General features: G+C 63.2%; 17 protein-coding genes. 4 read left to right on the forward strand and 13 right to left on the reverse strand.

Annotated elements, in window-relative coordinates; genetic code table 11:
* Positions 1–10: 10 nt before the first annotated feature.
* The gene (locus LOY70_RS26425; protein ID WP_265030895.1) at positions 11–1,891 is read left to right on the forward strand and encodes a TonB-dependent receptor domain-containing protein; all 1,881 of its coding nucleotides are present in this window, start codon (positions 11–13) and stop codon (positions 1,889–1,891) included.
* A gap of 127 nt (positions 1,892–2,018) precedes the next feature.
* On the opposite strand, the gene LOY70_RS26430 is transcribed toward LOY70_RS26425, so the two are convergent.
* From LOY70_RS26430 to nrdR, 12 genes are all read right to left on the reverse strand, one after another.
* Complete coding sequence (locus LOY70_RS26430) at positions 2,019–2,816, reverse strand: cobalamin-binding protein (protein WP_265030897.1); 798 nt, start codon at positions 2,814–2,816, stop codon at positions 2,019–2,021.
* On the reverse strand, positions 2,816–3,235 hold the full coding sequence (locus LOY70_RS26435) for an MFS transporter (RefSeq protein ID WP_123415209.1): 420 nt from the start codon (positions 3,233–3,235) through the stop codon (positions 2,816–2,818). Before LOY70_RS26435 ends, LOY70_RS26430 begins: the two co-directional genes overlap by 1 nt.
* Positions 3,232–3,849 (reverse strand): GTP cyclohydrolase II, encoded by a 618-nt coding sequence (gene ribA / locus LOY70_RS26440; RefSeq protein ID WP_123343992.1) that lies wholly within the window; start codon positions 3,847–3,849, stop codon positions 3,232–3,234. Before ribA ends, LOY70_RS26435 begins: the two co-directional genes overlap by 4 nt.
* Before the next feature lie 96 nt (positions 3,850–3,945).
* On the reverse strand, positions 3,946–4,704 hold the full coding sequence (locus LOY70_RS26445) for a substrate-binding periplasmic protein (protein ID WP_265030900.1): 759 nt from the start codon (positions 4,702–4,704) through the stop codon (positions 3,946–3,948).
* A gap of 11 nt (positions 4,705–4,715) precedes the next feature.
* Positions 4,716–5,219 (reverse strand): phosphatidylglycerophosphatase A, encoded by a 504-nt coding sequence (locus tag LOY70_RS26450; protein ID WP_003206020.1) that lies wholly within the window; start codon positions 5,217–5,219, stop codon positions 4,716–4,718.
* A complete protein-coding gene (gene thiL / locus LOY70_RS26455) occupies positions 5,216–6,181 on the reverse strand; it encodes a thiamine-phosphate kinase (RefSeq protein WP_265030907.1) in 966 nt (321 codons plus the stop codon). Before thiL ends, LOY70_RS26450 begins: the two co-directional genes overlap by 4 nt.
* Positions 6,182–6,199: 18 nt before the next feature.
* Positions 6,200–6,700 (reverse strand): transcription antitermination factor NusB, encoded by a 501-nt coding sequence (gene nusB / locus LOY70_RS26460; RefSeq protein ID WP_025215722.1) that lies wholly within the window; start codon positions 6,698–6,700, stop codon positions 6,200–6,202.
* On the reverse strand, positions 6,697–7,173 hold the full coding sequence (gene ribE, locus LOY70_RS26465; RefSeq protein WP_003206025.1) for a 6,7-dimethyl-8-ribityllumazine synthase: 477 nt from the start codon (positions 7,171–7,173) through the stop codon (positions 6,697–6,699). The genes nusB and ribE overlap by 4 nt, the downstream gene beginning before the upstream one ends.
* A gap of 90 nt (positions 7,174–7,263) precedes the next feature.
* Complete coding sequence (gene ribBA, locus LOY70_RS26470; RefSeq protein WP_123343995.1) at positions 7,264–8,355, reverse strand: bifunctional 3,4-dihydroxy-2-butanone-4-phosphate synthase/GTP cyclohydrolase II; 1,092 nt, start codon at positions 8,353–8,355, stop codon at positions 7,264–7,266.
* Between the two features lie 16 nt (positions 8,356–8,371).
* On the reverse strand, positions 8,372–9,049 hold the full coding sequence (locus tag LOY70_RS26475) for a riboflavin synthase (protein ID WP_265030911.1): 678 nt from the start codon (positions 9,047–9,049) through the stop codon (positions 8,372–8,374).
* Positions 9,050–9,095: 46 nt separating this feature from the next.
* The gene (gene ribD / locus LOY70_RS26480; protein WP_265030913.1) at positions 9,096–10,229 is read right to left on the reverse strand and encodes a bifunctional diaminohydroxyphosphoribosylaminopyrimidine deaminase/5-amino-6-(5-phosphoribosylamino)uracil reductase RibD; all 1,134 of its coding nucleotides are present in this window, start codon (positions 10,227–10,229) and stop codon (positions 9,096–9,098) included.
* A complete protein-coding gene (nrdR, locus tag LOY70_RS26485) occupies positions 10,226–10,690 on the reverse strand; it encodes a transcriptional regulator NrdR (protein WP_025215726.1) in 465 nt (154 codons plus the stop codon). The genes ribD and nrdR overlap by 4 nt, the downstream gene beginning before the upstream one ends.
* 127 nt (positions 10,691–10,817) lie before the next feature.
* Here nrdR and LOY70_RS26490 point away from each other — a divergent pair, with 127 nt between their 5' ends.
* From LOY70_RS26490 to trxA, 3 genes are all read left to right on the forward strand, one after another.
* Positions 10,818–11,282: a YbaY family lipoprotein gene (locus LOY70_RS26490; protein WP_265030915.1), complete on the forward strand. Its 465-nt coding sequence runs from the start codon at positions 10,818–10,820 to the stop codon at positions 11,280–11,282.
* Positions 11,279–11,938, forward strand: coding sequence for a class I SAM-dependent methyltransferase (locus LOY70_RS26495; RefSeq protein ID WP_265030917.1), 660 nt, complete (start codon positions 11,279–11,281; stop codon positions 11,936–11,938). The genes LOY70_RS26490 and LOY70_RS26495 overlap by 4 nt, the downstream gene beginning before the upstream one ends.
* A gap of 179 nt (positions 11,939–12,117) precedes the next feature.
* Complete coding sequence (gene trxA / locus LOY70_RS26500) at positions 12,118–12,990, forward strand: thioredoxin (RefSeq protein WP_265030919.1); 873 nt, start codon at positions 12,118–12,120, stop codon at positions 12,988–12,990.
* Between the two features lie 35 nt (positions 12,991–13,025).
* On the opposite strand, the gene LOY70_RS26505 is transcribed toward trxA, so the two are convergent.
* On the reverse strand, positions 13,026–13,406 hold the full coding sequence (locus LOY70_RS26505; RefSeq protein WP_265030920.1) for a hypothetical protein: 381 nt from the start codon (positions 13,404–13,406) through the stop codon (positions 13,026–13,028).
* Between the last annotated feature and the right edge of the window lie 80 nt (positions 13,407–13,486).

The raw sequence follows: 13,486 nt of genomic DNA on the forward strand, positions 1-13,486 counted from the left end.
CGGAACCCCCATGAAACTGCGTCTCGCCCTCACCCTTTCCCTGCTGCCAACCCCGGAACTGCTGGCCGACACCTTCGAACGCGACCAGGCCCTGAAACTCCCGGACGTGGTCATCAGCGCCAACCGCCAGGTTGAAGCGCGCAACGACAGCAGCGCCGCCAATACCGTGTTCACCCGAGACGACATCGAGCGCCTGCAACCGGCCAGCGTCACGGACCTGCTCAGCCGCGTGCCAGGGGTGCAAGTGGCGCCGCTGGGCGGGCGCGGCAGCCTGCCGGGGATTTACATACGCGGGACCAAATCGGCCCAGAGCCTGGTGCTGGTGGACGGCCAGCGCATCGGCAATTCCACCTCCGGCGACAGCAACCTGCAACGCCTGAACATCAACCAGATCGAGCGGGTGGAAGTGCTGCGCGGTTCGCGCTCGGTGATCTACGGCGCCGACGCGGTGGGCGGGGTGATTCAGATCTTCACCCGGCGCGGCAACGAACAAGGCCTGCAACCGCGCCTGCATGTCGGGTTCGGCAGCCACCAGACTTGGGAGCGCAGCCTGGGCTTGTCCGGCGGCGACGAGCAGACCCGTTTCAATCTCGGCGCCAGCCTCGACGACAGCGCCGGTAGCAACCGGACCCACGAGTCCTACGCCAGCGACCGCGACGACGATGCCAACCGCAACCAATCCTTCAGCCTGAGCCTGAGCCATGCGGCCAGCGATGACCTGGAAGTTGGCCTGAACCTGCTGGATAACCGCGGCAAAAGCGAGTTCGACAACCCGTTCGGCCGCTTCGACCCAACCACCTTCGAGTCCCTGCCCCAGCAACCCTACAGCGAGTTTGCGGTGAGCAGTTTCAGCACTTATGTGGACGGGCGAATCAACGACGCCTGGAAATCCCGCCTGGAACTGGGGCACAGCGAGAACCGAGAGAAAACCTTCGACAAACTCAGTGACGTCCGCGAAGTGTTCAACACCTACCGCGACTCGCTGACCTGGCAGAACGACGTGACGCTGGACGAGCGCAACAGCCTGATCGTTGGTGGCGACTGGTATCAGGACCGAGTCAACAGCAGCACGCCGTTCGACGAAGACAGCCGCTGGAACCGTGCGGCGTTTATCCAACACCGATTCAAGGCCGAAACCTTCTCCACCGAACTGGGCCTGCGCCGCGACCAGAACCAGCAGTTTGGCGGCCAGAACAGTTGGAGCGGCACCTTCACCCTGCCGGTGAACCCGGACAACGACCTGTTGCTGACCTACAGCGAAAGCTTTCGTGCGCCGACCTTCAACGACCTGTATTACCCGGAGTTCAGCAACCCGGACCTCAAGCCCGAGACGGCCAAAAGCTACGAGCTGCAGTGGCGTAGCCAACTGACCGACAACGCCCGCCTGGAGGCTTCGCTGTACCGTACGGACTTGGAAGACGCGATCATTTTTGGCAGCAACTCACGCCCGCAGAACGTCGCCTCGGCGCGGATCAACGGGTTTGAAATGGCCCTCATGCAGGATTTGTTCGGCTGGCAGAGCAACCTGGGCCTGGCCCTCATCGACCCGCGAGATCGCGACAGCGGCCATACCCTCGCCCGCCGCGCTCGCCGGACCTTGAGCCTGGACCTCGACCGGCAATTCGACCGCCTGGGCCTGGGCGCCACCTGGCAAGCGGCGAGCAGCAGCTACGACGATGAAAACAATCGCAATGCCCTGGGCGGCTATGCCCTGCTCGGGTTGCGCGGCAGTTGGGCGCTGACCCGCGAAGTGAAGCTGGAAATGAAGGTGGATAACCTGCTGGACAAGGGTTACAGCCGGGCGCTGTACAGCCATGACGGGGCGCAGTATGGGTATCGGGAAGAGGGGCGGACCTGGTTGCTTGGAGTGACTTGGACACCCGCACTATGATCCGGGATTTTCGGTGCTTGGACCGGCCTCTTCGCGGGCAAGCCCGCTCCCACAGTTTGATTGATGTTGCCTGCTAGGACGCGGTCAACTGTGGGAGCGGGCTTGCTCGCGAAGCAGACGCCTCGGTTTATCTGTCAGGCGCAATCAACCCACACAACCCAGCCGTCGCCTCGATCATCTGCCCACTCGGCCGCTCCAGCCCCTTGTCACTGACTAACAGCAACCGCCCTTGCGCCACCGCCGCCAACTGCGGCCAGGCTTTCCAGGCCTCGAGCTGGGCCTGGTCCGCCGCCAGGATAATCTGCGGATTGCGTTGCAACACCGACTCCACACTCACCTGCGGTGCCGGCAGGTCCAGGTCGGCAAAGACATTCCGCGCCCCGCACACCGCCAGCGCATCGCTGATGATCTGCCCGCCACCCACGGTATACAACGGCCGATCCCAGACCTGATAGAACACCGACACCGGCGTTTCGCGCCGATAACGCTGACGCAACGCCTCAAGGCGCGCACGCAGTTGTGCCGCTCGCGCCACACCACGCTGTGGGCGACCAAGTTGCGCAGCAATGTCTTCGATTTGCGTGATGAGCGCGTCGAGGCCCCGGGGGTCGGCGACGTACACCGGGATGTTCAAGCCCTTGAGCTGCTCGCGCTGGGCCTGCCCCACGCTGCCGGGCCAGAGCAGGAGCAGGTCGGGCTTGAGGCTGAGCAAACGCTCCATGTCCAACTGCCCGTAACGGCCTACCGAGGGCAGATCCTTCAAGGTTGCGGGGCGATCACCGGCATCCAGCATGCCCACCAGCAGGTCGGCAGAGTCCAGTTCAACGACGATTTCAGAGAGCGACGGCGCCAGGCTGACGACACGCGGGGACGCCACCGTCGAGGCGCTAACGGCCAGCAGTAGAACCGCCAGCCAGCGGCTCATCAGCCGAGTTGACGCGGAATACGATACAGGTAGAACAACACCACGGTGGACAACGCCAGCAGCATCAACGGCACCGCTTCCAGGCCGACGAATACGGCCAGTGCGCCAATCCAGGCCGGCAAACCGGCGACCAGGAAGGCGGCGCGACGGCGGGCAGCCAGGGCAATCCAGGCCTGGGGCTCTTCGGGTGTATCGAGGGCTTTCTGGGTGGCAATCAAGGCGTGTTTATAGGGCCCGAAGAATCGCAGGCTGACAAACATCGAGGCCACGCCAGCAATGAACAGCGGCATCGCCAGCACAGGGAGAATCGCTTCGCCCTGGCCAAACACCGCGTTGATCACGAACAGTGGCACCACGGCCAGCGCCAGGTATTGCCACCAACTGACGGCCAGTCGCCGCCGGACCTGGCCGCGCGTCACGCCCGGTCGACCTCGCCCTGGTGCTCGTTACCCATCATGTGGTCGAGCTTGCTGGCCTTGGTCGCCAGATACAGTTTGTTGTGCGGGTTGTGACCGGTGTGCAGCGGCACACGCTCGGCGACCACGATACCCATGTCGGTCAACGCCTTGACCTTGCGTGGGTTATTGGTCATCAAGCGCAGCGACTGGATGCCCAAGTGCTCGAGCATGGGCTGGCAGATGCTGTAGTCACGCATGTCGGCGGCAAACCCGAGGCGCTCGTTAGCTTCCACGGTATCGGCGCCACCGTCTTGCAACTCATAGGCGCGGATCTTGTTCAACAGGCCAATGCCGCGGCCTTCCTGGCGCAAGTACAACAACACGCCACGGCCCTCGCGGGCGATGGCCCGCAGCGCGGCTTCGAGTTGCGAACCGCAGTCGCAGCGCTGGCTGAACAGGGCATCGCCCGTCAGGCATTCGGAGTGCAGGCGACCCAGTACCGGGGCACCGTCGGCGAAATCACCCAGGCTCAACACAACGTGCTCGCGGCCGGTGGCTTCATCGAGAAAACCATGCATGGTGAATTGCGCAAAGGGCGTTGGCAGCTTGGAAGCGGCAACAAAAACGACAGGCACCGGTGTGCTCCTGATCTAGTACTGGAGTTTCGCAGAGGCGGGCATTGTAACAGCACGTCCCGACAGACGCTTAGGCTGAATTGTCGGCCATAACGATTACGCCTTCGGTGGCTTGCCATGCTCGTCGAAAGGATAGGGTTGCTTCCAGCGTTCGAAGATCGGCTTCAACTGGCCAGTTTTCACCAGCACCTCCATGCGCTGGTCGAACAACGCACGCAACGCCCGCCCGTTTTCGGTGTTGGCAAAGCCCAGGTAGAGAGGCAAATTGATCAGCGGCGAGAGTTTGAACTGCTGGGGATTGTCGGCCTTGGAAAGCACCTCTTCGATTTCCGTCGACGCATCGATATAAAAATCCGCCCGCTCATGAATCAGCATCGGCAAGATGCCCACGGTACGGTGGACTTCATTGAAACTGCGGATGTTGGGCAGGTAGTTGTTGTATTCGTATCCGCGCATCCACACCAGGCGGTAATTGCCGATTGTCGCCAGCGTGGGCGTCGGTTTGGAGGCCAGTCCCAGGGCAAAGAGATGATCGACGTCGTAGTGCCACTTTGGGTAAAGCACACCTTCGGACTCATCGCGATAAGCGCCGACCTGCACCTCGACTTCGCCGCGCTGCACCAACCCGATCGAGCGGGTGTAGGGTACGCTGCGGATCTCCAGCTTGACCCCTGCGGGCTCGAACACCTGGCGCAAAATGTCCCAGGCCATGCCCTGGCCATCGGCCTGGGTGTAACCGGTCCACTCCTCGCTGGCGGCCCGGATCTTGCCCGGCAGCGGTGCGGAGTCGGCCACCCGGGCACCGAGGAAAGCTCCTAGACACAGCAATAGTAACAGTGCGCGGCTTACGCCCATTCCTGGTTCCCTCAGGTAAAACACCACACCAACCCCTGCATTGCCAGCCAGGCGAAGACCCCGGCCAGTACATCGTCAAGCATGATGCCGACGCCTCCATGCACATGCCGGTCTATCCAGCGGATCGGCCATGGCTTGAGGATGTCGAAGAAGCGGAACACCAGGAAACCTGCCAACAGCCAGTACCAACCTTCCGGTACCAGCCACAGGGTGATCCACATGCCGACCATTTCATCCCAGACAATGCCTTCATGATCGTGCACCCTCAGGTCATCCGCCACTTTGCCGCACAGCCAGAAACCAAAGAGCATGGTGATGCCGAGCATCAGCCAATAGCCCCAGTCCGGCAACATCTGCCACAACGGTATGAAGGGTAGCGCAACCAGCGAACCCCAGGTGCCCGGCGCTTTAGGCAATGTACCCGAACCGAAGCCAAATGCCAGGAAATGCCAGGGATTGCGCCAGACCGAGGGCGGAACGAACTCCGCCGGGACCTGGTTGGGATGATCTGTCACGGTGTCTCCCGAAAATGTTGATAGCCCCGTATTTTCGGGGTGATGTTGCGCCCGTCGCAGTCGAGCAGCATGACACCTTGCCCGACCATGACGCTGCCGATCACATGGATCGGCCAGCCTGCGGCTTGTAACGCCGACAATCGGACCGGTGGCAAGGTGAATAGCAACACGTAATCGTCACCACCGCTCAGTGCGGCCTGGGCAGCCTCCGGCCGGCCAAGGAAGGTTACCAAAGCGTTGGACAGCGGCAGTCGGTCCCGTTCAACGTTTAATGCCACGCCGGATGCCAGGGCGATATGCCCGCAATCGGCCAACAGGCCATCGGAAATATCCATCGCCGCACTGGCTTTGCCCCGCAACGCCAGCCCCAGGTCGATCTGCGGTCGCGGCGACCAATAATGCGCCAGCAAGGGCTCGGCAACGGCAGGTTCGGCGTGCCGCTGGCCGAGCACCAGCGGCAATGCGCCGGCGGCATTGCCCAGTTCGCCGCCGACACACAGCAAATCGCCAGGCTGCGCGCCGCTTCGGGTCAGGGCCTGGCCGGACGGTACACGACCGAACACGGTCATGGTCAGGCTCAACGGCCCACGGGTGGTGTCACCGCCCACCAGCGCCACGCCACAGGCCTGGGCCATGAGGTCAAGACCCCGGGCATAGGCTTGCAGCCAATCGGCGGTCACCGTCGGCAAGGTCAGGGCAAGGGTAAACGCAACAGGAGTGGCGCCCATGGCGGCCAGGTCGCTAACCGCCACGGCCAGCGAGCGCTGGCCGAGCAGGAACGGGTCGCAAGGGTCTGGAAAGTGCACACCGGCCACCAGCGTGTCGGTGGACACCGCCAGCTGTTCCCCGGGAGGCACGGCCAGCACGGCGCAGTCGTCGCCAATCCCCAGCGCAACGCCCTCGCCGCCCTGCGCACAGGGCGCCGCGGCGAAGTAATTACGGATCAGCTCAAACTCACCCATTGGGATAACAAGCGCCAATCAGCGCTTGAACGCCTTCACTTCAGCTTCACGCAGACGCGGGGCGAGTTTGTCGAGCACACCGTTGACGAACTTGTGGCCATCGGTGGAACCGAAGACTTTCGCCAGCTCGATCCCCTCGTTGATCACCACGCGGTACGGCACGTCGACGCGCTGCATCAACTCCCAGGTGGACAGGCGCAACACCGCCAGCTCAACCGGGTCCAGCTCTTCGATGGTCAGGTCCAGGCAAGGTGCCAGGGCAATGTCGATCTCGGTCTTGTGGGCCGGGACGCCGTGCAGGATCTCACGGAAATACGCGCTATCGACATCACTGAAATCGTTGTCGACCCGAAACTGCGCTTCGATCTCGTTCAGCGACTGCTTGGCCATGTGCCATTGATACAGCGCCTGGGTCGCGAGCTGACGAGCTTCGCGACGCTTGACGCTCTTGGACGGCTTTCCGGCATCGGCTGGCTTGGGATCGCGCGGGTTGAAACGATCGCTTTCGTCGCTAATCACTTGGCCTCCAACTGCGCCAGCAGGCTGACCATTTCCAGGGCGGACAGGGCAGCTTCGGCACCTTTGTTACCGGCCTTGGTGCCGGAACGTTCGATGGCTTGCTCGATGGAATCAACAGTCAGCACGCCGAAGGCGACTGGCACGCCGAATTCCATGGACACCTGGGCCAGGCCCTTGGTGCATTCGCCGGCCACGTATTCGAAGTGCGGAGTACCGCCACGAATGACCGCGCCAAGGGCGATGATCGCCGCATATTCGCCCTTTTGAGCGACTTTCTGCGCAACCAGCGGAATTTCGAAGGCGCCAGGCGCACGGATGATGGTGATATCGCTTTCGCTCACGCCATGGCGAACCAGGGCATCGACCGCACCGCCGACCAGGCTTTCAACCACGAAGCTGTTGAAACGGCCCACTACCAGAGCGTAGCGGCCTTTGGGGGCAATGAAGGTACCTTCGATGGTCTTCAGGGTCATTCGTCAGATCTCTTAAAGAGCCAGAGCGCGTTCTATACGCGCTCTTCTAGTGATATTAGCCACGAACACAGGCCGGATAATCCCGGGCCTTTATTCGGAGGGCACGTATTCTACAACTTCCAGATCGAAACCGGATATCGCATTAAATTTCATCGGCGCGCTCATCAGGCGCATTTTACGCACGCCCAGGTCCCGGAGGATCTGCGAACCGGCACCGACGATGCTGTAGGTGGTCGGTTTTTTCACGGCGGTTTGATCCGCTGTTTCGCGGATGTGCGCCAGCAGCACGTCGCCATCGAGCGGGTGCCCGAGCAGCAGCACCACGCCGCTGCCGGCCTCGGCCACCGCAGCCATCGCGGCCCGCAGGCTCCAGCGGCCGGGCTGCTTGACCATCAGCAGGTCGCGCAACGGGTCCATGTTGTGCACGCGCACCAGGGTCGGTTCTTCGGCGCATACGGTGCCCAGGGTCAGCGCCATGTGCACGTCGCCTTCCACCGAATCACGGTAGGTCACCAGGTTGAACTGGCCCAGTTCGCTGTCCAGGGGCTGCTCGGCAATCCGCTGAACGGTACGTTCGTGGATCATCCGATAGTGGATCAGGTCGGCGATGGTGCCGATCTTGATGTTGTGTTCGGCGGCGAAGGTTTCCAGTTCCGCGCGACGGGACATGGTGCCGTCGTCGTTCATCACTTCACAGATCACGCCGCTGGGCTCGAAGCCGGCCATGCGCGCCAGGTCGCAGGCCGCTTCGGTGTGGCCAGCGCGGGCCAGGGTGCCGCCGGCCTGGGCCATGAGCGGGAAGATGTGGCCGGGGCTGACGATGTCCTCGGCCTTGGCGTCTTTCGCGGCGGCGGCCTGGACGGTACGCGCACGGTCAGCGGCGGAGATACCGGTGGTCACGCCCTCGGCGGCCTCGATGGACACGGTGAACTTGGTGCCGAAACCGGAGCCGTTACGCGGCGCCATCAACGGCAGCCTCAACAGCTCGCAGCGCTCGCGGGTCATCGGCATGCAGATCAACCCACGGGCATGCTTGGCCATGAAGTTGATGTGTTCGGCCTTGCAGCACTCGGCGGCCATGATCAGGTCGCCTTCGTTCTCGCGGTCTTCGTCATCCATGAGGATGACCATCTTGCCTTGGCGGATGTCTTCTACCAGTTCTTCGATGCTATTGAGCGCCACACGGCACCCCCTTGGGTCAGGATTTGAGGTAGCCGTTGGCGGCCAGAAAACTTTCGGTGATGTTACCGGCCCGCCGTTGTGAAGACTCAGGCTCTGCGGCCTTGTCACCCAACAGCAGACGTTCCAGGTAACGGGCCAGCAAGTCGACTTCCAGGTTGACCCGGCGACCTGGCCGGTACGAAGCCATGATGGTTTCGCTCAGCGTGTGGGGAATGATCGTCAACAGGAATTCGGCGCCATCCACCGCGTTCACCGTCAGGCTGGTGCCGTCGACGGTGATCGAGCCTTTATGGGCGATGTACTTGGCCAGCTCCTTGGGTGCACGGATGCGAAACTCCACGGCCCGGGCGTTATCGCTGCGCGAGACCACTTCGCCAACGCCATCGACATGGCCGCTGACCAAGTGCCCGCCCAGGCGAGTGGTGGGGGTCAGGGCTTTTTCCAGGTTGACCGGGCTGCCGCTCTTGAGGTCGTTCATGGCGGTGCAGTCGAGGGTTTCACGGCTGACGTCCGCCAGGAAGCCATTGCCTGGCAGTTCAACGGCGGTCAGGCACACGCCGTTGACCGCGATGCTGTCACCCAGCTTGACGTCGCTCAGGTCGAGCTTGCCGGTTTCGACATGGACCCGCACATCGCCGCCCTTGGGGGTGAGTGCACGGATGCTGCCGATGGATTCGATGATGCCGGTAAACATGGAGTCCTCCTCGAGAACGGGCCGCCGCGTGAGCGAAAGCCGGGAATTATACGCTGGCCGGTGGCACGGGAACGGCGATGACTCGCCAGTCATCGCCCACGGCACGAATTTCGCTGATTTTCAGTTCTGGAGCGTCTTTCATCTGCGCCAGCGGCCAGTCCAGCAACGGCCGCGCCGAAGAGCCAAGGAACTTGCCGGCGATGAAAATCTGGAATTCGTCCACCAACCCTTGCCGGGCGAAAGCCCCCGCCAGACGCGGACCGGCTTCCACCAGCACTTCATTGACATCCCGGGCAGCCAACGCCACCAACAGCCGACGCAGATCGACCTGTCCGTCATCGCCTGCCACGATCATGCATTCAGGACCGTTGGCGTACTGTTCTTCCACCGCCATGCAAGTAGCGACCAGCGCCGGGCCAGCCTTGAAGAACGGCGCATCCAGCGGCACCCGCAGGCGCCCGTCCACCAGCACCCGCAGCGGCGGGCGACTCATGACCATCGCGGTCTGCTCGGCATCCAGGCCGAGTTCATCGGCGCGCACGGTCAGCCGGGCATTGTCGGCCAGCACCGTATCGGCGCCAGTCAGCACCACGTCGGCCTGGGCTCGCAGGCGTTGCACCGCCGAACGTGCGGCGGGACCGGTGATCCACTGGCTTTCGCCGCTTTCCATGGCCGTGCGGCCGTCCAGACTCATGGCCAGCTTGACCCGCACGTACGGCAAGCCGTGCTCCATGCGCTTGAGGAAACCCTGGTTGAGCAGGCGCGCCTCGCCTTCCAGCACGCCACTTTCGGTAGCGATACCGGCCTGGGCCAAGCGCTGCAGGCCACGCCCGGCGACATTCGGATTCGGGTCTTGCATCGCTGCCACCACCCGCGCCACGCCCGCGTTGACCAGCGCATCAGCACAAGGCGGGGTACGCCCGTGATGGCTGCAGGGTTCGAGGGTCACGTAGGCCGTGGCGCCCCGGGCCTGTTCACCGGCGGCGCGCAGGGCATGGACTTCGGCATGGGGCTCGCCGGCGCGGATGTGCCACCCTTCGCCGACAATCTGCCCGTCACGCACGATCACGCAACCGACTCGGGGATTGGGGTGAGTGGTGTAGTGACCGCGCCGCGCCAACTCCAGGGCACGGGCCATGTAGTGGGCGTCGAGGACGGCCTGCTGCGCCGAGACGGTCATGGTTTCACCGGTTCGCGGGCCAGGCGGTCGATTTCTTCGCGGAATTCGTTCAAGTCCTGGAAGCGTCGGTACACCGAGGCGAAACGGATGTAGGCGACTTCATCGAGCTTCTGCAGCTCGGCCATCACCAGTTCGCCGACCACGAGGGATTTGACCTCGCGCTCGCCGGTGGCCCGCAGCTTGTGCTTGATGTGCACCAGCGCCGCTTCCAGGCGCTCGACGCTCACCGGGCGTTTTTCCAGGGCGCGCTGCATGCCGGCGCGCAGTTTTTCTTCGTCGAACGGCTGGCGGCTGCCGTCGGTTTTGATCAGGCGCGGCAACACCAGTTCAGCGGTTTCGAACGTCGTGAAACGTTCGCCGCAGGCCAGGCATTCGCGCCGGCGGCGGACCTGTTCGCCCTCGGCGACCAGTCGCGAGTCGATGACCTTGGTGTCGTTGGCACCGCAGAAGGGACAGTGCATGGTGGCAGGCAACAAAAAAAGGGAGGGCCATGGTAGCGCATCCCACTGGCAAGACAAGCCATAGGGTTTACGGTATACAGACGGGCTTACCGTCAGATCCATGGAATTCACCTTGCTGGAGCCACACATGCCGCTACGATCGCTCGTTTTGCTCAGTCTTTTCAGCCTGCTGATGGCGTGCAGCAGCGACGCCCCCAAGCCCGCGGCGCCCGCACCGGCCCCGGCGCCGAAACAGGCCCAGGAAAAAGCCCGCCAGGCCGCCGAGCTGGGGCCGTTGCCGGCATACCAGCGTGAAATCAGCGGCACCTTGCAGGGCGTTCCGGCCGGGGCCGAGGTCGAACTGGCTTTGCTGGTGATCGATGACAAGGACCGTCCGCAACAATTGCTCGCCAGTTCCAGCCTGATCGGCACCAACCAGGCCCTGCCCTTCCGCTTGCGCTTCAACCCGGAAGCCTTCCCGGTGGGGGCTCGCGTGGAACTGCGTGGCCGCGCCAGCCAGTCCGGCCAGTTGATCCTGCACCTGCCGGAACAACGCATCAGCCAACCGACCACTCAGGCATTGGGCACCCTGCAATTTGTCAAAGCGCCATGAAGGCACCGCAGGACCTGCAACAAGCGTTGGGTGAGTTGCTGGGCGACGCGCGCCTGGTGGCCTGCCCGCTACCCGGCACCGAACTGAAACTGTGGTTGATCGACGGCGACAACATGGACCGTGCCTTCAGCCCGGAAGAAACCCGCCGCATCCTCCATGAGCCACCCTACTGGAGTTTCTGCTGGGCCAGCGGCCTGGCGATGGCCCGCTACCTGGCCGAACAGCCGCAGTGGGTCGAGGGCAAGCGGGTGCTGGATTTCGGCGCCGGTTCCGGCATCGCGGGCATCGCGGCGGTCAAGGCCGGAGCGTTGGAAGTGGTGGCCTGCGACCTGGATCCCCTGGCGCTTGCCGCCTGTCAGGCCAATGCCGAGCTCAATGGCGTAGAACTTGGCTACTCGACGGATTTCTTCGCCGAAGCCGATCGTTTCGACCTGATTCTGGTCGCCGACGTGCTCTACGACCGAGCCAACCTGCCGCTGCTCGACCAGTTCCTCAGCCGTGGTCGCGAGGCGTTGGTGGCCGATTCCCGGGTGCGGGACTTCCAGCATCCGCTGTACCGGCGCATCGAAATGCTGGAAGCCATGACCTTGCCAGACCTGGCCGAGCCTGAAGAGTTTCGGCATGTGAGCCTGTATTACGCGCGGCGCTGGTCTTAAAAGCATCGCGAGCAAGCTCGCTCCCACAGGGATCGCATGAACACTTGAGATCCCTTGTGGGAGCGAGCTTGCTCGCGATGGGGCCCTGCCAATCTCCACACCTCTCACCGCCACCCCGCTTTCAGCCACTCCCACCACGCCGTATAGTTGCCTCATTCAAGCGTTCTACGAGATCCCCCATGACCCAGGACACGCCCTACATCTTCGACGCCACCACCGCCGATTTCGACCAGTCGGTGATCGCGAACTCTTTCCACAAACCGGTACTGGTGGATTTCTGGGCCGAGTGGTGTGCGCCGTGCAAGGCCCTGATGCCGATGCTGCAAACCATTGCCGAGAGCTATCAGGGTGAGTTGCTGCTGGCCAAGGTCAACTGCGACCTCGAGCAAGACATCGTCGCCCGCTTCGGCATTCGCAGCCTGCCCACCGTGGTGCTGTTCAAGGACGGCCAGCCGGTCGATGGCTTTGCCGGGGCCCAGCCGGAATCGGCGGTGCGCACGATGCTCGAGCCTCATGTACAGATGCCGCCACCGGCCGCCGCCGACCCGTTCGAACAGGCCCAGGCGCTGTTCGACGATGGCCGCTTCGCTGACGCCGAAGCCCTGCTCAAAATCTTGCTGGGTGAAGACAACACCAACGCCAAGGCGCTGATCCTGTACGCCCGCTGCCTGACCGAGCGCGGCGAGCTGGACGAAGCGCAGACGGTATTGGATGCAGTGAAAAGCGATGAGCATAAAGCCGCCCTGGCTGGCGCCAAGGCGCAGATCCAGTTCCTCGGCCTGGCCAAGCACCTGCCGGACGCCGCCGACCTCAAGGCGCGCCTGGCAAAAGACCCGCAGGACGATGAAGCGGTGTACCAACTGGCGATCCAGCAACTGGCACGCCAGCAGTACGAAGCGGCCCTGGATGCGCTGCTCAAGCTGTTCATGCGTAACCGCAGCTACAGCGAAGGCCTGCCCCACAAGACTTTGCTGCAAGTCTTCGAACTGCTGGGCAACGATCACCCGCTGGTGACGACCTATCGCCGCAAGCTGTTTGCGGCGTTGTATTAGAGGGGCAGCTACAAGCTACAAGCGGCAAGATTGCTTCAGCTTGAAGCTTGCGGCTTGTGGCTTACCGCTTCTTCTCCCACCCAACTGTAGAGCGGCGTATCGCCGCCGCTCAGCACCTTGACCTCGGCGCAGTGGCGCAGGCGCACCAACAGGCGCTTACCTGCCGAGGCGCTGCCGGTCAGGCCTTCGAGTTGCTCCAGCAGGTCCGGGCCGCTCAGTTGCCCGGCCTTGCGCAGCAATTCCTTGGCGATCTGCCACTGGGCATCGTCCTGGTTCGCCGGCTTGGCCGCCGGTGTCGCCATGCCTTCGGATTTGGCTACTTGCAACTGCGCGCCGAGCTGCGCCCAGTCGCCTTCATCCATTTCGATCGACAAGTCCACCGGCCACTCGCCGACGGTTCCGCGTATCCGCAACATCACCGTGCTCCTGAATATTTCATGTACCCATGCTCCCATGGGCCTTGCGCGACGCCAAGCAGCCGGTCAAACTCTCCGCA

Origin of the sequence: Pseudomonas sp. B21-054, assembly GCF_026016345.1 — a bacterium.
GTDB lineage: Bacteria > Pseudomonadota > Gammaproteobacteria > Pseudomonadales > Pseudomonadaceae > Aquipseudomonas.